At 39.5% G+C, this 20,505-nt stretch carries 12 protein-coding genes; 10 read left to right on the top strand and 2 right to left on the bottom strand.

Annotated elements, in window-relative coordinates:
* Position 1: 1 nt before the first annotated feature.
* Positions 2-181 carry a CAL67264 family membrane protein gene (locus ACESK1_RS04720; RefSeq protein WP_372918430.1) on the bottom strand — a complete coding sequence of 60 codons (180 nt, stop codon included), beginning with the start codon at positions 179-181 and terminating at the stop codon, positions 2-4.
* A 157-nt stretch (positions 182-338) separates the two neighbouring features.
* On the opposite strand from ACESK1_RS04720, the gene ACESK1_RS04725 reads away from it, so the two are divergent.
* The 8 genes from ACESK1_RS04725 to gpmI all read left to right on the top strand — a co-directional run bounded on the left by ACESK1_RS04725 (position 339) and on the right by gpmI (position 13,739).
* The gene (locus tag ACESK1_RS04725) at positions 339-1,967 is read left to right on the top strand and encodes an acyl-CoA carboxylase subunit beta (RefSeq protein ID WP_372918432.1); all 1,629 of its coding nucleotides are present in this window, start codon (positions 339-341) and stop codon (positions 1,965-1,967) included.
* Positions 1,968-1,985: 18 nt separating this feature from the next.
* Positions 1,986-3,623 (top strand): M1 family metallopeptidase, encoded by a 1,638-nt coding sequence (locus tag ACESK1_RS04730; RefSeq protein WP_372918434.1) that lies wholly within the window; start codon positions 1,986-1,988, stop codon positions 3,621-3,623.
* 208 nt (positions 3,624-3,831) lie between these two features.
* A complete protein-coding gene (locus ACESK1_RS04735) occupies positions 3,832-4,602 on the top strand; it encodes an HAD family hydrolase (RefSeq protein WP_372918436.1) in 771 nt (256 codons plus the stop codon).
* The gene (gene otsB, locus ACESK1_RS04740; protein ID WP_372918438.1) at positions 4,592-5,398 is read left to right on the top strand and encodes a trehalose-phosphatase; all 807 of its coding nucleotides are present in this window, start codon (positions 4,592-4,594) and stop codon (positions 5,396-5,398) included. The genes ACESK1_RS04735 and otsB overlap by 11 nt, the downstream gene beginning before the upstream one ends.
* A 17-nt stretch (positions 5,399-5,415) precedes the next feature.
* Positions 5,416-7,842, top strand: coding sequence for a glycoside hydrolase family 65 protein (locus tag ACESK1_RS04745; RefSeq protein WP_372918440.1), 2,427 nt, complete (start codon positions 5,416-5,418; stop codon positions 7,840-7,842).
* Between the two features lie 21 nt (positions 7,843-7,863).
* Positions 7,864-11,115, top strand: a complete 3,252-nt coding sequence (locus tag ACESK1_RS04750; RefSeq protein WP_372918442.1) for a cation-translocating P-type ATPase — start codon at positions 7,864-7,866, stop codon at positions 11,113-11,115.
* An 80-nt stretch (positions 11,116-11,195) separates the two neighbouring features.
* Positions 11,196-12,125, top strand: coding sequence for a 1-phosphofructokinase family hexose kinase (locus ACESK1_RS04755; protein ID WP_372918444.1), 930 nt, complete (start codon positions 11,196-11,198; stop codon positions 12,123-12,125).
* 72 nt (positions 12,126-12,197) lie between these two features.
* On the top strand, positions 12,198-13,739 hold the full coding sequence (gene gpmI / locus ACESK1_RS04760; RefSeq protein WP_372918446.1) for a 2,3-bisphosphoglycerate-independent phosphoglycerate mutase: 1,542 nt from the start codon (positions 12,198-12,200) through the stop codon (positions 13,737-13,739).
* A gap of 22 nt (positions 13,740-13,761) precedes the next feature.
* On the opposite strand, the gene ACESK1_RS04765 is transcribed toward gpmI, so the two are convergent.
* Positions 13,762-14,280: a VIT1/CCC1 transporter family protein gene (locus tag ACESK1_RS04765; RefSeq protein ID WP_372918448.1), complete on the bottom strand. Its 519-nt coding sequence runs from the start codon at positions 14,278-14,280 to the stop codon at positions 13,762-13,764.
* 303 nt (positions 14,281-14,583) lie between these two features.
* On the opposite strand from ACESK1_RS04765, the gene ppsA reads away from it, so the two are divergent.
* Entirely contained in the window at positions 14,584-16,968 is a 2,385-nt protein-coding gene (gene ppsA, locus ACESK1_RS04770) for a phosphoenolpyruvate synthase (RefSeq protein WP_372918450.1), read from the top strand.
* Between the two features lie 34 nt (positions 16,969-17,002).
* Positions 17,003-20,479: an HAD-IC family P-type ATPase gene (locus tag ACESK1_RS04775; RefSeq protein WP_372918452.1), complete on the top strand. Its 3,477-nt coding sequence runs from the start codon at positions 17,003-17,005 to the stop codon at positions 20,477-20,479.
* Positions 20,480-20,505 lie beyond the last annotated feature (26 nt).

The following is a 20,505-nucleotide window of genomic DNA, read 5'->3' on the forward strand; positions in this document are numbered from 1 at the left end:
TTTAAACCCTTCCTTTTAGTGCGTTAAAAGCCCAGGAAACCGCAAAAAACCCAATGCCAACCACCGAGAAACCTATGGCGTAATCTATATATTTAAGAACGCCAAGCAAAACCAGAGCCGCCCCAATTATAAACGTTGCAAAGGAGGCCCATCCGAAGATGGTATTTTTATTCATTCCCATAATCAATTCTTTACTACAAATATCGGGTTTTTTTGAGTATAAATTAGAGTTTAAAAATACCACCTATTTTGTATTTTAGCCAAAATAGAGACAACATTTAAATTAAAATCTGAAATTTTAATAAAGAATAATCCATTTACTTCAGAAAAAAGATAATATGAATATGACTTTTAATAAGAATGAAGACCATAATAAACTCCTGGTATCTTCATTAAAACATAAACTTAAACGAACACATCTTGGAGGCGGGGAAAAACGAATAGAGAAACACCACGCCAAAGGAAAAATGACGGCCAGGGAACGCATAGATTTTCTGCTGGATGATCCTGAAAATTCTATCGAAATCGGTGCGTTTGCCGGTGATGGAATGTATGAGGAACACGGAGGCTGCCCTTCAGGTGGAGTGGTGGTGAAAATTGGATACGTTTCTGAAAAACAATGCATAATCGTGGCTAATGACGCCACTGTAAAAGCCGGAGCCTGGTTTCCAATCACCGGAAAGAAGAACCTTCGAGCCCAGGAGATCGCCATCGAGAACCGTCTGCCCATAATCTATCTTGTAGATAGTGCCGGGGTTTACCTTCCCATGCAAGATGAAATCTTCCCCGATAAAGAACACTTTGGAAGAATTTTCAGAAATAATGCGGTAATGAGTTCTATGGGAATAACCCAGATCGCCGCCGTGATGGGAAGCTGTGTTGCCGGTGGTGCTTACCTGCCAATTATGAGCGATGAAGCGCTAATCGTGGAAAAAACCGGAAGTATCTTTTTAGCCGGAAGTTACCTGGTAAAAGCCGCTATTGGGGAATCTGTAGATAATGAAACCCTGGGCGGAGCTACTACCCATTCTGAAATCAGCGGAGTTACAGACTACAAAGCCAAAGACGATAAAGACGCGCTTACCCGTATTAAGAATATTATGGATAAGATGGGGGATTTTGATAAGGCCGGATTCAGCCATAAAAAAGCTGTAAAGCCTAAAGAAAAACCCGAAGACATCTATGGAATTCTCCCAAAAAAACGCAGCGATCAATATGATGTCAGGGAAATTATTTCCCGTCTGGTGGATGGCTCAGAATTTGAAGAATATAAAGAAGGCTACGGCCAAACGCTTATAACAGGCTATGCCCGCATTGATGGCTGGGCTGTTGGAATTGTTGCAAATCAACGAAAGGTTGTTAAAACCAAGAAAGGGGAAATGCAGTTTGGAGGAGTGATTTATTCTGATTCGGCCGATAAAGCAACCCGATTTATTGCCAATTGCAATCAGAAAAAGATTCCTCTGGTATTTCTCCAGGATGTTACCGGATTTATGGTAGGCAGTAAAAGCGAACACGGCGGAATTATTAAGGACGGAGCCAAAATGGTGAATGCGGTGAGTAATTCTGTAGTACCAAAATTCACTGTAATAATGGGGAATTCCTATGGTGCCGGGAATTATGCCATGTGTGGAAAAGCTTATGACCCCAGGTTGATTGTAGCCTGGCCTAGTGCCGAACTAGCCGTAATGGGTGGAACTCAGGCGGCAAAAGTGCTCGCTCAGATTGAAACCGCCGCTTTGGAGAAAAAAGGTGAGAAAGTTGATGAGGAAAAGGAAAAAGAAGTTTTCGATAAGATTAAATCCAGATACGACGAACAGACGTCTCCATATTATGCAGCTGCCCGATTATGGACGGATGCCATCATCGATCCACTGGATACCCGAAAATGGATCTCCATGGGAATTGAAGCGGCAAACCACGCTCCTATTCAAAAGGATTTTAACATGGGCGTACTTCAAACTTAATGAACTTATAAAAATTCTATGAAATATATATTCCTGGTTGCGCTTACATTTTTAATTACTTCTTCAGTGTCTGCACAGGTGCTGACCAATAAAGAAGGAAATTATACCGAAGCCGATACTCTTAGAGGCTCCCTTCGGCCCGAAAGAGCTTATGATGTTCAGAAATATCATCTGAAACTTAAAGTTGAACCTGAAAAACAATTTATTTCAGGTTCTAATACCATTAGTTTTATTCCTGAGGAAGAGTTGCCTACAATTCAAATAGATCTCTTTAAAAACATGAAGGTTGATTCCATTATACACCGGGGAGAAAAACTTCAGTATGAAAGGAAACACAATGCTGTTTTTGTGGATCTGAAGGAAGCCTTACCTAAAAACACACTTGATTCTATTGAATTTCATTATTCAGGGCATCCTACTGTTGCGAAAAATGCGCCCTGGGACGGTGGTTTTGTATGGGACGAAGATGAAAATGGAGATCATTGGATTGGTGTTGCGGTCCAGGGAACAGGAGCCAGCCTCTGGTATCCCAACAAAGATCACCAAAGCGATGAGCCGGAAGAAGTTCAGCTGGATATCGCAGTTCCTAACGGACTAATGAATGTTTCCAACGGTCAATTTTTGGGAGAAAAGGATCTCGGGGATGGTTTTACTCAGTGGAGCTGGAAAACCGTGAATCCCATCAACAATTACAACGTGATGATAAACATCGCGAATTACGAGCATTTTTCAGATTCCTATAAAGATCTGCAACTCGATTATTACGTTTTGCCATACAACCTGGAAAAAGCGAAAAAACAATTTGCAGAGGTTATACCTATGATGGATTGTTTCTATGAGAAATTCGGGGAATATCCCTTCGTGGAAGACGGGTTCAAGTTGGTGGAAACTCCATATTTAGGAATGGAACATCAAAGCGCTGTAGCCTACGGGAACGAGTATATGATGGGCTACCTGGGCAACGATCTTTCGGGAACCGGAATTGGTCTGAAATGGGATTTCATCATCATCCACGAATCGGGACACGAGTGGTATGGAAACAGCATCACCGCCAACGACATTGCTGATATGTGGATTCACGAGGGTTTCACCTCTTATACTGAAGCCGTTTATATTGAATGTCGCTGGGGGAAAGAAGAAGCCTTAGAATACCTAAAAGGTACAAGGCGCGGGATTGGGAATTCAGAACCTATAATCGGGGATTATGGCGTGAATAGCGAAGGTTCAGGTGACATGTACCCCAAGGGCGCCAACCTTCTTAATACCATCAGAAGTATTTATGACGACGATGAGTTATGGTGGAAAACCCTGAAAGATTACACTGAAACCTATAAACACCAAACCATAGATACCGAGCAGGTTGAGCAATTTTTTAATAATGCTGTTGAAGTAGACCTGAAACCGGTTTTTGATCAGTACCTTAGACATGCAGCCTTACCTCAACTTCAGTTGAAAAAAGAAGACGGTAAAATTTCCTATCGCTGGAAAGCCGATGTAGAAAATTTTAGCATGCCTGTGGATGTTTTCATTAATGAGAAGGAAATTCGTCTTAATCCTACTACAAATTGGAAAACCTTATCCCAGAAGGTGAAAAACAAAAATGATATTACCTTAAATGATAAGGAGTTTTACGTCGATTTGAAATTCCTGGATTAAACCAAATAAAAATAAAAGAATAAACCTGCAGGATTTAATACTCTGCAGGTTTTTTTATTTCTGATTGCCAGAAAATTTACCATTGAAGGAGAATTTCTTCCCTATTTCTTATTCTGAATAAAAATTCCGTTAAAATAATTCTAATCCTTCGAATTCAGGCACTTGTCTTACAAATTATAATTATCTTAATGCAAGTCAATAAAGGAGTTTGTCAATAAGAACGGAAAGGAAAATGGAAGAATCCCAAAACTTAAAATTTAATGCTGTAGTGTTGGATATGGATGGGGTGATAACCAAAACTGCCACCATTCATGCGAAAGCCTGGAAACAAATGTTTGATGGGTTTTTAAAAGAAAAGCAGGGAGAAAATTTCAGGCCACTTGATATTACCAAAGATTACCATGAATTTATTGATGGAAAACCTCGAAAAGATGGAATAAGAAGCTTTCTCCAATCAAGAAAGATAGAACTTCCGGAGGGTGATCCAGATGATGAGCCCCAAAAAAATACCGTCAATGGTCTAGCAAAAAGAAAGAATAAGATTTTTCTTGATACTATTAAAAAAGATGGGGTGGAGGTTTTTGAAGACACGGCTGAAATGCTAGAAATCTGGAAAAAAGAAGGCAAAAAATTAGCCGTTATCTCCTCTAGTCGCAACTGCGAATACATAATAGAAAGCGCTGGTCTCACAACTATGTTCAAAATACGGGTAGACGGTATAGTCTCTGAAGAGGAAAGCCTTAAAGGGAAACCGGCACCGGATATTTTTTTGAACGCCACTGAAAAACTCGGTGCTAAAAAAGAATCAACCATAGTTATAGAAGATGCAATCTCGGGGGTTCAAGCAGGTAAAAAAGGACAATTCGCCCTGGTGGTAGGTGTAGATCGCAACGAAAAATCAGAATCGCTAAAAAAGGCCGGAGCCGATATCGTTGTGAAAAAATTGACTGAACTGAAAAATATAGCAAATGGAAAATAAAAGAGCCCCTGAAGATTTGCCAAATGCCCTGGAAAACATTCAGGATATTTTTGAGATTCTGGGGAAAAAGAAACCTTCTTTATTTCTGGACTATGACGGAACCTTAACGCCCATTGTTTCTAATCCTGATGATGCTCTTTTATCTGAAGAAAACAAAGAGATTATTATCCATCTTTCTCAAAATATTCCGGTTTCTATAGTAAGTGGCCGGGACAGAAAAGATTTAAAGTCTAAGGTTATGATAGACTCGGTTTATTATGCCGGCAGCCATGGATTTGATATCACAGGACCCGATGATCTGGAAATGCAACACGAGTCTGAACATGAGGTAATCCCCAGCCTGGACAAGGCAGAAAAGAATTTAAAAGAAAAACTCAGGGATATTTCCGGAGCAAAAGTAGAGCGAAAAAAATATGCCATCGCTGTTCATTATCGCAATGTAGACCAAAAGGACATTCCCACTTTAAAGGACATCGTCTTTGAAGAAGTGGAGAAACACGAAAGCCTTAAAAAAGGTTTAGGGAAAAAAATTATTGAACTTAAACCCAATTTAGACTGGCATAAAGGAAGGGCCCTGGACTGGCTGCTGGAGAATCTTGATTGGAATCCAAAACAGTTCTACCCTGTTTTTATAGGAGATGATATTACCGATGAAGATGGTTTTGAAGCCATCCAGGGAAAAGGCCTGGGGATTATTGTTGGCACTCACGATGAAATGACTACAGCCTCTTATAGATTAAAAGACACACAGGAAGTAACAGGTTTTTTGAGAAAATTAAATGAGCATTTTAAATAACTTTTAAACGTCCGTTTATGAAATCACAGTCTGGTGGAACTTTCAGAATTACATACAATAACTGGAAGCCTGAGGAACAAAAACTAAGGGAAGCCCTGTGCACCCTGGGGAATGGTTTTGTAGGCACCAGAGGTGCTGCAGAAGAAAAAAACCAGGATGAATTTAATTACCCGGGCACTTATATTTTAGGAGGATTCAACAGGGCAAAAACAGAAATTTCAGGCCGAAATATAGAGAATGAAGATTTTGTAAACTTTCCCAACTGGCTTTTCTTAAGTTTTAGGGTGGAAGATGGTGAATGGCTTGATCTGGACAAATTTAAAATCCATTATTACCAGCAGAGGCTGGAAATGAAAAATGGGGTTTTGGAACGTGAATTCCGAGTAGAAGATGCCCAGGGCCGCCAAACCAGAATTTTAAGCCGTCGTGTAGTGAGTATGCTTGATAAACATCTGGCAGGAATACAATGGTCTTTTACCCCCGAAAACTGGAGCGGAAAAGTTGAAATTAAGTCAGCACTTAACGGCAGGGTTATTAATGATAATGTAGACCGATATTCAGCTCTGGAGAGTAATCATTTAGAACCGCTTGGCACCGAGGAAATAAACGATGATGGCATCTTGCTAAAAGTTCAAACCCGTCAGTCTCAAATTACTATGGCCCAAGCCGCCCGCACTAAGATCTACTGCGAAGGAAAATCTGAAAAAGTTTCAAAGGTTCTTACAGAGAAAAGAGGGTATATTGACCATACTCTTAGCTTTTCGGTAGAAGAAAAAAAGGAATATCAAATTGAAAAAATTGTTGCCATTTACACCGGTCGGGACAGGGCTATAAGTGAACCCGCGCTGGAAGCTTCTAAAGATATCATAAGAGCAAAGCGTTTTAAAAACCTCCTATCCCGTCATGAACATGGGTACCAAAGACTCTGGCCCAATGCCGACATTGGAATTATTGGCAATAAAGAAGTACAAAATCTTGCGCGTTTACATATTTTTCATGTTCTCCAAACTGTTTCTTTAAATACCATTGGAATGGATGTAGGAGTACCTGCAAGAGGAATACATGGAGAGGCTTATCGGGGTCATATTTTTTGGGATGAACTGTATATTTTTCCTTTTCTCAATTTCCGATTTCCCGAAATAACCCGTAGTTTATTGATGTACCGTTACGATCGTCTTGATGAGGCACGGTATGCCGCCCAAAAAGAAGGATATAAAGGGGCCATGTTCCCCTGGCAAAGCGGAAGCAACGGAAGAGAAGAAAGCCAGGTCCTGCACCTCAATCCCGAATCGGGGAACTGGCTCCCTGATAACACGCATTTGCAACGGCATGTGAATTCTACGATTGCCTATAACATCTGGAATTATTACCTGGCTACTGAAGACAGGCAATTTCTCTCCTTTTTTGGTGCGGAAATTTTCCTGAGTATTGCCTTATTCTGGGCAAGTAAGGCTATCTATAATAAAAAACTAAAACGCTATGAATTCCACGGCGTTGTAGGTCCCGACGAATATCATACCTCCTACCCCGATTCAGAGGAGCAAGGCTTAAAGAATAATGCTTATACAAATGTAATGGCAGCCTGGGTGCTGCAAAAAGCTGTAGATATTCTGGAACTTATTGAAAAAAGCAGGAGAAGGGAATTACTAAGGGAACTGGGGATCAATACTAAAGAATGTGAAAAATGGGAGAAAATAAGCAGAAATATTTATGTCCCTTTTATCAAGGATGAAATTATCAGTCAATTTGAAGACTACGAAAATCTGAAAGAGTTTCCATGGGCGGAATATCGAAAGAAATACAATAATATTCAGCGCCTGGATCGGGTTCTGGAAAAAGAAGGTGATTCTACAAACAATTATAAAGCCAGCAAACAAGCCGATGTTCTGATGCTATTTTATCTTTTTTCCAAACAGGAGATCATTACTATTTTTGAGAAACTAGGTTATAAATTTTCTGAAGAAGGAATAAAGGATAACATTCAGTATTACCGGGAACGTACTTCTCATGGTTCTACCCTTAGCAGATTGGTATTCTCCTGGATTCTTTCAAAATACGATAAAGAAGAATCCTGGGATAATTTTCAGCAACTTATCATCAGCGATTTTAAAGATATTCAGGGAGGCACTACCCCTGAAGGTATTCATCTTGGAGCAATGGCTGGCTCGCTTGATCTCATACAACGAAATTTCGCCGGGCTGGAGGTTGGAGATGATGCCCTTTGGATTAAACCAAACTTGCCTAAAAACATTTCAAAGATTTCCATGCGGGTAAAATACCGTAACCACTGGATTTTCTTTTCGGTGGATCACACAAGACTTAAAATTTCATTTGAAGAAGGCTGGAGCAATAAAGTGAATATTGGCGTAGTAGATGAAATTCATGAATTTAAACATGGAGAAGTAAGGGAGTTTTCGCTGTTAGCAGACACCAATTCTGAGTAAATTAGTTTAAAAGCATTTTAAATGGCAAAAAAGGAAAAACCTAAAATTGTTGATAATTCCTATGGTAAAACCGGAGAGGAAGTTTTAAAAGAACTTTCTACAGATTCTGAAAATGGCCTTTCAGATAAGGAAGTTAAAAAGAGAAAAAAAGAATATGGAGCAAACGTTCTGGAAGAACAAAAAGAACGCAGCATCTGGCAGATAATCCTCGCTCAATTAAACAACCCAATTGTTTACCTCTTAACAGCAGCAGCCTTACTGGCATTTGTATTTGGTGATTTCGCGGAAGGTATAGCCATAATAATCGTGCTCGTAATAAATACGGTTATAGGTTTTTGGATGGAGTTTAAAGCCCAAAAATCTATGGAAGCCTTGAAGAAGATGGATAAGATCGAGGCAAGGCTGATTCGAAACGGACAGACAAAAAAAATTAATGCCGAAGAAATTGTTCCCGGTGATATTTTGCTGGTAGAATCAGGAGATCTAATTGCCGCTGATGCCCGGATTTTAGAAGCAACCGAATTAGCAATAGATGAATCTCCTTTAACCGGCGAATCCGTTCCAGTGTCAAAATCTACAGAACCTATTGAGGAAGAAACACAGGTTGCCGATAGAACGAATATTCTTTATAAAGGAACCGCCGTCACAGAAGGCACAGCCAAAGCTGTGGTATATCGTACCGGTATGGACACCGAACTTGGAAGTATTTCGGCCATGGTTGGTGAAGAAAAAAAGGACGAGATCCCATTGAACCAGAAGCTTAATAAACTTACCAGGCACTTAATTTTTGTGACAATAGGCCTGGCTTTAGCTTTTCTTGTTTTCGGGTATCTCTCTGGAAAAGAACTGTATGTTCTAATTCAAACTTCCATTGCCTGGACAATTGCCGCGATTCCTGAAGGACTTCCAATTGTAGCCAGTATTGCCCTGGCCAGAGGAATGCTTAGGCTGGCAAAGAAAAATGTAATTGTCAAGAAACTTGAAGCAGTAGAAACGCTTGGGGAAACCACCGTTATTTTTACCGACAAAACCGGAACCCTCACTAAAAACCAACTTACCGTAAACACTTTCTATTTTCCTGGCGATGTTCGAATGAGTGTCGATTGGCATACCGGAAAGCGGCCCAAAATGAAAGAAGAAGAAGCTCCCGAAGAAAACAGCAATTTTGAGCATATCCTTAAAATTTCAGTGCTCGCCAATGATGCTACCCTGGAAGGAGAAGAAGAAGTTCACGAGAAAAATCAGGAATCTTCTGAAGAAAATAGTGATGCAGATCAGCAGGAAACTTCAAAACATGAGAAAAAAGGAAAATCAGCAGTTGCTGCTGAATCTGAAGATAAGTCTAAAACAACTTCTTCATCTAAAACTGATTCAGTAGAAAAATCATCAGAGAATAATACGAAAGAGACTCAGGAACAAAACCCGGAAGAAGAGACCCTTCAGGATGATCAAAAGAAAAAAGAAATAGACATTAATGTCAATGTACAAAAGGCAGAAAAGGAAGAAAACCGAAAGAAAAGTGATATGGATATTGAAATTTCGGCCAATGACGAAGGAGTAGATATTCACATTCGGAAAAACACAACACCAATAGAAGAAGAGGAAGAAGAAGAAAAAGACAGTTCTAAAAAGAAAAATAACAGAAAACGCAATAATAAAGATAGCAACGATTGGGATGACGAAGAAATAATCGAAGAAGAAGAGGAAGAAGAATTACAGGAAGAGGAAGATGAAAATGGTGATGAAAATGGTGGTGAAAATGGAGAAGAAGAAAGTGGTAAAGGAGAGGGAGATCCTTTGGAAATAGCTCTCCTCAACTACACTAGAAAATTCAGTCAAAAACGTTATAAAGAATTCCGCAACCTTGAAAGGGAAATGCATGATCCCTTCGATTCGGAATCTATGGTAATGGGATCGGTTAATGAGGATGAAAACGGAAAAGGATTTTATGTTGCAGGAAAAGGAGCCGCCCATGCTATATTAAAACGATCTGTAAGAGTACTGGAAGATGGTGAAGAAAAAGAACTCACAGAGAAAGACAAAGAATTCTGGAACAACAAAAATGATGAACTTTCGGATGAAGGTTTGCGGGTATTAGGATTTGCCTACAAAAAGACCGATTCTCTTCCTGAGGAGGAAGAATTTCTACAAGATCTAACTTTTACCGGCTTGATTGGTTTTCTGGATCCGCCGAGAAAAGAAGTGGCCGAGGCTATTACAATTTGTAAAGAAGCAGGGATTAAAGTAATAATGGTAACTGGTGACCATCCCGGTACAGCCCGAAACGTTGGGGAACAGGTTAAACTTTATGATAGTAAAGGTGATAAGAATTCAGGAATAATAAATGGAAAAGACCTCAAAGACAAGCTGGAAAATGAAAAAGATTCCGGTCTTACTGACATCTCTATCTTCTCGAGAGTAGATCCTTCCCAGAAATTAAGCCTCATAAAACATTTTCAGGAACGCGGAGAAATAGTTGGTATGACCGGCGATGGAATCAATGATGCACCGGCGCTTAAAAGAGCCAATATAGGTATTGCTATGGGAAAACGCGGAACCCAGGTAGCCCAGGAAGTTTCTGATATGGTTCTTAAGGATGACGCCTTTGAATCTATTGTACAAGCCATCAAACAAGGCCGAATAATCTTTGGAAATATCCGTAAATTCATAATTTATCAATTATCTTATCACTTAAGCGAGATTCTGATAATTGCTTCAATAAGTTTTGGATTACTTGCATTACCCTTGCTCCCCCTACAATTGCTTTTTCTAAACCTGCTTTCAGATGTGTTTCCTGCCCTTGCACTTGGCGTGGGAGAAGGAAACCCTGGCATCATGAAAAAACCACCTAAAGATCCTGAGGAGCCATTAATAACCAAAAAGAACTGGATCCAGGTTGCGCTATATGGGGTAATCCTTACAATCTGCATAACCGGCGCCTATTTATATGCACATTTTGTATGGGAAGAATCGGAAGAGATCACCAATAATGTAGCTTTCTTCAGCCTTGCTTTTGCTCAATTGCTTCACGTGTTCAATATGCGGGAGGCCACAGAAAATATATTTAACAACCAGGTTACCCGTAATAAATTTATCTGGTATGCCCTCGCTTTCTGCTTTGCGGTATTAGTGGCAGCTTACCATATTCCCGCTATTTCGGAGGCTCTTTCTTTTCATGAACTTGAAATGCGCATCTGGGGATTAATAACAATTACCAGCATACTGCCTTTAATCATTATTCAATTGATTAAATTAATAAGGAAAGACTTTTAGGTATCAAATGAGTAAAAATAATGCGAGCTAATAAAACTTAAATAAATAAGATGTTTTAATAATCAAAAAATAAAACGATTATGAAAATTGTAACCTTAACCCTGAATCCGGCACTGGATAAAAGCACGTCTATAGATAGACTGCAAGCGCAAAAGAAATTACGATGTGAAGAACCACTTTATCATCCAGGGGGAGGTGGAATTAATGTTTCAAGGGCTATAAAGATCCTTGGAGGCGATTCCCTGGCAGTTTATGCGGGCGGTGGTACTGTAGGACAAAAAATTGAAGAACTGCTTGAAAAGGAAAAAGTAGATCAACAGCGCATCACGATAAAAAAAACTACCCGTGAAAATTTGATGGTTGTAGAAAGTTCAACCGGAAACCAATACAGATTCGGGATGCCTGGAGCAAAGGTGGGCAAGAAAGGACTTGAGGATTGCCTGGAAGTAATTAAGAATCTCCCCGATGATGTAAAATATCTGGTTGCCAGCGGTAGTCTGCCTCCGGATGCACCGGATGATTTCTACGGAACAATAGCTGAAATTGCTAAAAGCAAAAATATTAAATGCGTAATTGACACTTCAGGAAAGGCTCTGGTGAAAGCTGCGGAAATGGGGGTTTGCATAATGAAACCAAATTTAGGTGAGCTAAGTACACTGGCAGAAAAAGAGGAAATCTCGGGCCTGGAACAGGAAGAGGTTGCAAAAAAGATAATAAACGAAGGAAGAGCAGACATCCTGGTAGTATCCCTGGGTGCGCGAGGAGCCATGGTAGTAACTAAAGACACTATTGAATATGTGGTACCTCCCACCGTCAAACAGGATAGCACAGTTGGTGCCGGGGACTCAATGGTGGCTGGGATGATTTTGTCTCTCTCCCGTGGAGATGCCTTATTGGATGCAGTAAAATGGGGAGTAGCCGCAGGAACTGCCGCAACAATAACACCCGGGACAGAATTGTGCCGCAAAAAAGATGTCGAAAAGATATTCAAATGGCTCAGTGAAAAATAAAAAACCAAAGAAAGTTCAAAATAATCCAAACGTAGATTGTAAACTGGTTTTTGAAACAGTTATTAAAATAAGATGAAAAAGAAAGTATTACTAATGATCCTGGATGGCTGGGGAATAGCCCCTGAAGGGGAAAAAGAGGGATCTGCTATTGTACAGGCAAACACGCCGTTTATGGACAGGATCTGGAAAGAACAGCCACATACACAGTTAAAAACCCATGGTATCGCAGTTGGTCTGCCGGAAGGCCAGATGGGGAATTCTGAAGTTGGCCATATTAATATTGGTGCTGGTAGGGTAGTTTATCAGAACCTGGTGAAAATTAATTTGGCGATTAAAGATGCCAACCTCAACAAAAATATAGTGCTGATAGATTCTTTTGATTATGCCAAAAAAAAAGGAAAAAAAGTTCATATCATGGGTCTGGTGTCTAATGGGGGCATTCACTCACATATAGATCACCTTAAGGCACTTTGCAGCATTGCAGCTGAACAGGATGTTTCCGAAGTATATATCCATGCTTTTACTGATGGCCGCGATGCCGATCCTAAAAGCGGAATTGGCTTTATTGAAGGCTTACAGGAGCATTTTAAAAACACCACCGGGAAATTAGCCAGCATTATGGGCCGTTATTATGCTATGGATAGGGGAAAAAACTGGGACAGAACCGCAATAGCATACAAAGCGCTGGTAAACGGAGAGGCTGAAACAAAAGTTAAAGATGAAAAATGGAAAGAAACCTTAAAGGAAAAATACGAAGAAGATGAAACTGATGAATTCTTAAAACCAATACTTTTAACGGAAGATACAGAACCATTAGCAACCATTGATGAAGGGGACGTGGTGATCTGCTTTAACTATCGCACCGATCGTTCCCGCCAAATTACTGAAGCTCTTACTCAAAAGAACTTTCCGGAGGAAGGCATGAAAAAACTGGACCTTCGATATATTACGATGACCCGCTATGATAAAACATTTAAAAATATACCGGTATTATTTGAAGAAGATGATCTTAATAATACTCTAGGTGAAGTATTGTCAAAGGAGGGCAAGAAACAAATAAGAATAGCTGAAACAATAAAATATCCACACGTCACTTATTTCTTTAGTGGAGGAAGAGAAAAAGAATTTGAAGGGGAAAACAGGATCATGATAGATTCCCCCGATGTTTCTACATTTGACAAAAAACCCGAAATGAGTGCCCAAGGAATACGAGATGCAATCATTTCCGAATTAAAAAAAGGAACAGCCGATTTTATCTGCCTGAATTTTGCCAATCCTGATATGGTAGGCCACTCCGGGGATATGGAGGCTGCAAAAAAAGCCTGTGAAACTGTAGATTCCTGTGCTGAAGCGGTAGCGGAAACTGCATTGGAAAATAATTATGCAGTAATTATCATTGCAGATCATGGTAATGCCGATAAAATGAAAAATCCTGATGGTTCCCCGTTTACTGCCCATACCACAAATCCTGTTCCCTGTATTGTTTTAGGCATTGACGAAAACATTGAATTGCATGACGGAAAATTAAGCGATATTGCCCCTACCATTCTTTCATTGATGGGCATCGAAATTCCTCAGGAAATGAGTGGAAATGTTTTAATACGGAAAGAATAGTTTAACCGTAAAAAACTCCGTTTTACTGCCATTGATCGATCAAGCCTCCAATAAAAAAAGCAACAGCAGCCGCAGCCCCTCCAATTAGCAGCATCTCCCCTCCAGCCAGATAAGGATTGCCTCCGGTAAGTTTTGTCCTCAATGCCCCAACCCCAAATAAAGCCAAACCGGTAGCTATGCCTGAAAAGACAAAAGAGTTTGAGGTAAGAGCTATAAAAAAATATGGTGCAAGTGGTATTATCCCAACAATTACAAAAGCCAAAAAAGTAAATAAGGCTGCAATTTTGGGATTATGTTTTTCCTGTTCCTCCAGGTTATTGCTTTTTTTTCTGGCCAATTCAGCTTTGTTTGCCAGGAAGTCTGAAGAAGCCATGGAAAAGCCATCTGCAAATAAGGATGCAAACCCCACAACCAAAATGGCCGTATTACCCAAATTTGCACCTTCTACACTGGCAACAATGGCAAAAGTTGTTATGATCCCATCATTTGCCCCGTAGACCGCATCTTTTATGTATCTGGTCAGTAATTTTAAATAAGCCATAGCATTCTATTCAAATAATTAATCTCCAACCTCCCTTCTAAAACTCAATCATTTAAAAATAGCCTTATTCAAACCCATAATCAATGATGAAGGTCATAAATTTCCTTCTCCTAAGAAACAATCACCGAGATTAAAACCAATATTTATTTTCTAAAAAAACCTAACGAATGCCTTGTTGCCAATTGCATAAATAATTCAAATTTAACATATTATGAATATTCCTTTTATCAAAATAGTTTTAAATTATAGTAGGGCTTTATAAGCCCATACTTACTATAAGCCATAATTTAAATATTTTCAGAAATGAGTAAATATATACGATTTTTTAGCGATTTAAGTAACGAGGATACCGCCGAAGTTGGAGGAAAAAATGCTTCCCTCGGGGAAATGATAAGTCGGTTGGGACCCAAAGGAATTCGAATTCCTTCAGGCTACGCAACTACCGCTCAGGCTTATTGGGACTATCTTGAACACAATGGACTTAGAGAAAAACTCATTAAACTTCTTCAAAAACTAGATATAAAAGAATTTAAAAATCTCAGAGAAATAGGTAAAAAGGCCCGTGAATTAATTTTAAAGGGGGAATTCCCTGATGAACTTGCAAAAGAAATAAAGGAGGCTTACACGCAACTCAAAGAAAAAGAAGAAGTTTTATCCAGTGTGGCTGTGCGGAGTAGTGCAACTGCTGAAGATCTTCCAGAAGCTTCCTTTGCTGGCCAGCATGATTCCTTCCTTAACATAAGAGGCCCCGAAAACACCCTGGAAGCCTGTAAAAAATGTTTTGCCTCTCTTTTTACTGACAGGGCGATAAGGTACAGGGAGCACAATGGATTTGAACATATGAAAGTAGCACTCTCTGCCGGAATACAAAAAATGGTACGTTCAGATAAAGCTTCAGCAGGTGTAGGTTTTACCATTTTGCCAGATAGCGGATACGAAAAAGTACTTTATCTCACTGGCTCCTGGGGGCTGGGAGATAATGTAGTACAGGGAGCGGTAAATGCCGATGAATTTTATATTTTCAAACCTTCTCTAAAAAAAGGCATACGTTCTATCATTTCTAAAAAATTAGGCAGCAAAGAAAAAACAATGGTTTATGCCTCAGGCAAAGGAAAAAGTGAAACCACCACTAAGAACAAAAAAACACCTGCTAAAAAACAAAAACAGTATATCCTTACGGATGATGAAGTAATACAATTGGCAGTTTGGTCTTTGGAAATCGAGGATCATTATGAACGGGCAATGGATATCGAATGGGCTAAAGATGGTGAAAGCGGAGAACTATATATTGTACAGGCCAGGCCGGAAACAGTTCATTCCGGAAAGGACAAATCGAAAATCGTAGAATATCATTTAAAAACAGAAGGAAAAGTTATTACTAAGGGTACCGGAATTGGAGAAAGAATAACCAAAGGTGTAAGTCGAATCCTTAGTTCTCCCGATGATTCTGACAAACTGCAAAAGGGAGATGTTCTAGTAACAGAAATTACAAATCCCGATTGGGACAATGTAATGAAAAAAGCATCTGCTATAATTACTAATAGTGGAGGGCGTACAAGTCACGCTGCTATAGTAGCCCGTGAGCTTGGCGCTGTGGCGGTAGTTGGTACCGGAAACGCAACAGAAGTCATCAAAGACGGTCAGGAAGTAACCGTTTCCTGTGCAGAGGGAAATGTGGGGAAAATATATGAAGGATTTCTGGAATGGGAAGAAAAAGATATTGATTTCGGCAAACATGAAGATCCGGAAACCGAAGTAATGTTGATATTGGCCGATCCTGACCTGGCTTATAGTTACAGCAATTATCCTGTAAAAGGCGTGGGATTAATGCGCCTGGAGTTCGTCATAAACAACGTCATCCAAATCCATCCCTTGGCACTTAGGTATTTCGATAAACTAAAAGACAAGCAAGCAAAAAAGAAAATTTCAGAATTGACGGCTTCTTATGAGGAAAAACATCTTTTTTTCGTTGAAAAATTAGCGGAAGGTGTTGCAACTATTGCAGCGGCTTTCTACCCTCGTGAGGTCATTGTACGAATGAGCGATTTCAAATCGAATGAGTATGCAAATTTAATTGGCGGAAAAGAATTTGAACCCGATGAAGAAAATCCTATGCTGGGTTTTAGGGGGGCTTCCAGGTACTATAGTGAAGAGTACAAAGATGCTTTTGAGATGGAATGTGAGGCTATGAAGATCGTAAGGGACGAAATGGGATTTACCAATGTAAAACTAATGGTCCCATTTTGTCGCACTGTAGAAGAAGGGAAAAAAGTAATCAACCTTATGGGCGATTTCGGGTTAAAACAAGGCTGGAATGATTTGGAGATCTATGTAATGTGTGAAATTCCATCAAATGTGCTTCAAGCTGAAGAATTCGCCGAGATCTTTGATGGTTTTTCCATAGGCTCCAATGATCTGACCCAACTCACTTTAGGCCTGGACCGGGATTCGGCATTGGTGAGTGGTTTGTTTGATGAAACCAATTCTTCTTCCAAACAAATGATAAGTATGGCGATTGAGAAGGCCAAAAAGAAAGGCAGGAAAATAGGCTTGTGTGGACAAGCACCAAGTGATCTTCCCGATTTTACCAGGTTTCTTGTAGAACAAGGTATAAATAGTATTTCCTTTAATCCGGATGCCGTGGCTAAAGGAATTTTAAATATCCTTGAAGCCGAAAAAAAACATTGAACAGAATCTGGGGAAGAAAAATCTGTAATCGACAATGATTCCCAGGACAGATAAGACAATTCCTATGGAAATTGATCAAAAACATCCCTATCATAGCATAAGTATTAAAGAGACCTTAGAGAAAGTTTCAGGAAAAGAAGAAGGTCTCTCTTCTGAAGAAGTGCAGAAAAGACAGGAGCAATTCGGAAAAAACAAACTTCCGGAAAAAGGAGGTATGAATCCATTTTTACTATTCCTTAAACAATTTAAAGACTTTTTAATTTTCATCCTGTTCATTGCTGCCGGTGTAGCCTGGTGGGCAGATCAAATGGCAGATGTGTATATCATTTTAGCTGTTATTTTATTCAATGCTATAATGGGCTTCACTCAGGAATACAAAGCCGAAAAGGCTATTGAAGCCATAAAGAGTCTTGGACAAAAACATGCCTTTGTTTTACGAAATGGAAAAGAAGAAGAAATACCCTCTGAAGATGTTGTACCGGGAGATATTATCATCCTGAAAGAAGGAAACACTATTCCAGCAGATAGCCGTTTAATTGAAGTAAAAGAAATGCGTACTGCTGAAGCTTCTCTTACCGGAGAATCTATGCCCATAGACAAAAACACAGAACCCGTAGAGGAAGATACCCCAATTGGAGATCGCTTAAATATGGCCTGGAAGAGCACCAATGTTGTGAGTGGCCGGGGCAAAGCCGTAGTAACGGCAATTGGTCCTAATACCGAGATTGGCAAAATTGCTAAATCCATGGGAGAAATGGAGATGCAGGACTCAAACTTTCGTAAAAAAACGAATTTGCTGGCCAAACAAATGGCTGTAATTGCCATCGTCACCGCGGCCATCATCTTTTCTCTGGGTTACTGGGCACAGGATTATGAGTTCCAGGAAATTCTTTTAGTCACTATTGCCGTTCTGGTTTCTACAATTCCTGAAGGATTACCAGCGGTAATTTCAATTGTATTGGCCATAGGAGCCAACAGAATGGCAAAACAAAATGCTTTAATCAGGGAATTTACAGCTACAGAAATGATGGGCTCTGTCTCTGTAATTCTTGCTGATAAAACCGGTACGCTCACCCAAAGTATCCTGGTTATTAAAAAAATATTTACTGGTAGCGGAAAAGAAATTGCTGTTTCAGGAACAGGATACCAATTGGAGGGGGAATTCACAGAAAATGACGAAGAACTAAATTTAGAAGAAAATCCGGTGGAACAAAAGCTCTTGGTCATTGCAGCCTTTTGTAACGATGCGCGGATAAAAAATGAAGAAGAGGATGAGCAGGAAGCAAGACCTGCTGATGAATCTGGGGAAAAAGACGAAGGATTATCTGATAATGAAAAAAGGAAACAAAAAGACGAAGAGGAAACAAAAAAGGAAGTAAAAGACAAAGAGCTGGACCAGGAAAAAACCGAAGATAAAGTAAAAACTGATAAGGAAAAGAAAGATAAATCAAAAAAAAATAAAGAACAGGACGACGAGCCTTCAGAAGTAGAAGAAGAACAAAAACCAGATAAAGAAACGGATAAAAAAAAGCTTCAGAATCCACCGTATAAGAAAGCAGATTCAAAACAGGAAGCAAAAGAAGATCAGGAAACAGGAAAAAAGAAGGAAAAAGATATTGATGTAGTTATGGGTGTAAAACCAGATATGGTAAAGCTCAATGTAAAACTAAAATCTGAAGATCAGGATCGGAAAAACAAAGAGAGTAATGAAGATATAGAAGAAAAAAAAGAAAGAAACCAGGAGGGAAAGCAAGGTAAGGAATCAGGAGAAACTGAGAAAGAAGCAGAGAAATCAGAAGATGAAAATGCAGCTAACGATGAGGATATTAATGTTGACCTGGATGTAAATCCCGATGAAGTAAAGGTCAATGTGAATATCAAATCGGATAAGAAGAAAAATAGAGATCAAGAAGACGGAGAGGAAGAAGAAGAAAGAGACATTGAAGAAGAGGAAGAAGAGGAAGAAATACAGGTGGAAAATGATGATGAAGATAAAGACGAGCAGGATCAGGAGCCCGAAATAATAGGAGACCCTACCGAAGCCGCCATGCTGGTTGCCGGTAAAAAAGCAAGGATAAAACAAACGAAACCATACAACCAGTATAAACTGCTTGATGATATTCCTTTTAAATCGGAACAAAAATTCAGGGCTTCTTTAATAAAAACTGAAGAAGGTTCGGAAATTTTTGTCATTGGAGCTCCGGAACGCATTCTGGAGTTAAGTACAGAATATCTAACTCAGGAGGGTCCCGAACAACTGGGAGATGAGAAAAAGCAGGAGATTCAGGATAAAATGGATGAATGGGCTGATCAGGCAATGCGGGTCCTTGCTCTGGGGTATAAAAAAACCGACAAGGACAACATTGAACCCGATGATGTTAATGGTTTAATATGGGTAGGAATAACGGGGATCATAGATCCCCCGAGAAAAGAAGTAAAAAAATCCATCAAAGAATGTAAAACAGCCGGAATTAGAGTGGTAATGGTCACCGGTGACCACCAAAAAACTGCTGCTGCCATTGCCAGGGATATTGGGATCTTATCTAAAGAACAAAACAAAAACGATAAATATCCAGCATCTATAACTACGAAAGAACTTGATGTTGGGGATGAAAAATTTGATGATTATATTGAAAATGTCAATGTTTTTGCCAGAATGAATCCCGATACAAAATTACGAATAGCGGAGAGACTACAGGCGCATGATACTTTAATTGCAATGACCGGGGATGGAGTAAATGATGCTCCGGCATTAAAACGTGCCGATGTGGGAATCGCTATGGGAATACGAGGCACAGACGTTGCCAAGGATGCCGCCGAGATAGTACTGCAGGATGATAATTTTAGTAGTATTGTCAATGCTATTCGAGAGGGACGTATCGTTTTTAACAATGTCAAGATCACCAGCTACTTCTTATTAACCACTAATTTTGCCTTTGCATTAGCCTTTATTTTCGGTATGTCAATAGGTTGGCCTCTGCTTTTAACTGCTGCGCAAATCCTCTATGTGAATCTTATTACCGATGGAATTATGGATGTAGCCCTGGCAACTGAACGAGGGCACGGAGAAATTATGGACCAACCTCCCGTAAAGAAAAGCGAAAAGATTCTAAAATGGGACATTATGCCTTATCTGCTACTGGTATCGGTTATCATGGTCACCCTAACTTTACTCAGCTTTAATTATTATTTGTCTCAGGGCGAGGTAATGGCAAGAACTGGAGCCTTTGTTATTGTTTCTACTACCCAATTATTTAATGCTTATAATATGAGATCACTTCGGGTGTCGGTTTTTGAAATTGGAGTATTTAGCAACCGTTGGGTGAATCTAGCATTTATCACAGCGATTACATTTCAAATTTTAGTTATAAAAATACCGTCATTAAGAGATTTTATGGGATTTGAGAATCTGCCTACTATTGATATTATTGTGATGATTTTAATTTCTTCCCTAATATTAGGTACCGGGGAAATCTATAAGTATCTAAAATTCAAAAAAAATCTTTTTTAAAATGAAAACTATGGTAGAATATTTCC

This window comes from Salegentibacter sp. (genome assembly GCF_041642575.1).
Classification (GTDB): Bacteria; Bacteroidota; Bacteroidia; order Flavobacteriales; family Flavobacteriaceae; genus Salegentibacter.

What these genes read in the sequence shown, in the direction of transcription:
- ACESK1_RS04720 (WP_372918430.1), bottom strand. Translation starts at nt 181, where the DNA reads ATGGGAATGAATAAAAATACCATCTTCGGATGGGCCTCCTTTGCAACG.
- ACESK1_RS04725 (WP_372918432.1), top strand. Translation starts at nt 339, where the DNA reads ATGAATATGACTTTTAATAAGAATGAAGACCATAATAAACTCCTGGTA.
- ACESK1_RS04730 (WP_372918434.1), top strand. Translation starts at nt 1,986, where the DNA reads ATGAAATATATATTCCTGGTTGCGCTTACATTTTTAATTACTTCTTCA.
- otsB (WP_372918438.1), top strand. Translation starts at nt 4,592, where the DNA reads ATGGAAAATAAAAGAGCCCCTGAAGATTTGCCAAATGCCCTGGAAAAC.
- ACESK1_RS04745 (WP_372918440.1), top strand. Translation starts at nt 5,416, where the DNA reads ATGAAATCACAGTCTGGTGGAACTTTCAGAATTACATACAATAACTGG.
- ACESK1_RS04750 (WP_372918442.1), top strand. Translation starts at nt 7,864, where the DNA reads ATGGCAAAAAAGGAAAAACCTAAAATTGTTGATAATTCCTATGGTAAA.
- ACESK1_RS04755 (WP_372918444.1), top strand. Translation starts at nt 11,196, where the DNA reads ATGAAAATTGTAACCTTAACCCTGAATCCGGCACTGGATAAAAGCACG.
- gpmI (WP_372918446.1), top strand. Translation starts at nt 12,198, where the DNA reads ATGAAAAAGAAAGTATTACTAATGATCCTGGATGGCTGGGGAATAGCC.
- ACESK1_RS04765 (WP_372918448.1), bottom strand. Translation starts at nt 14,280, where the DNA reads ATGGCTTATTTAAAATTACTGACCAGATACATAAAAGATGCGGTCTAC.
- ppsA (WP_372918450.1), top strand. Translation starts at nt 14,584, where the DNA reads ATGAGTAAATATATACGATTTTTTAGCGATTTAAGTAACGAGGATACC.
- ACESK1_RS04775 (WP_372918452.1), top strand. Translation starts at nt 17,003, where the DNA reads ATGATTCCCAGGACAGATAAGACAATTCCTATGGAAATTGATCAAAAA.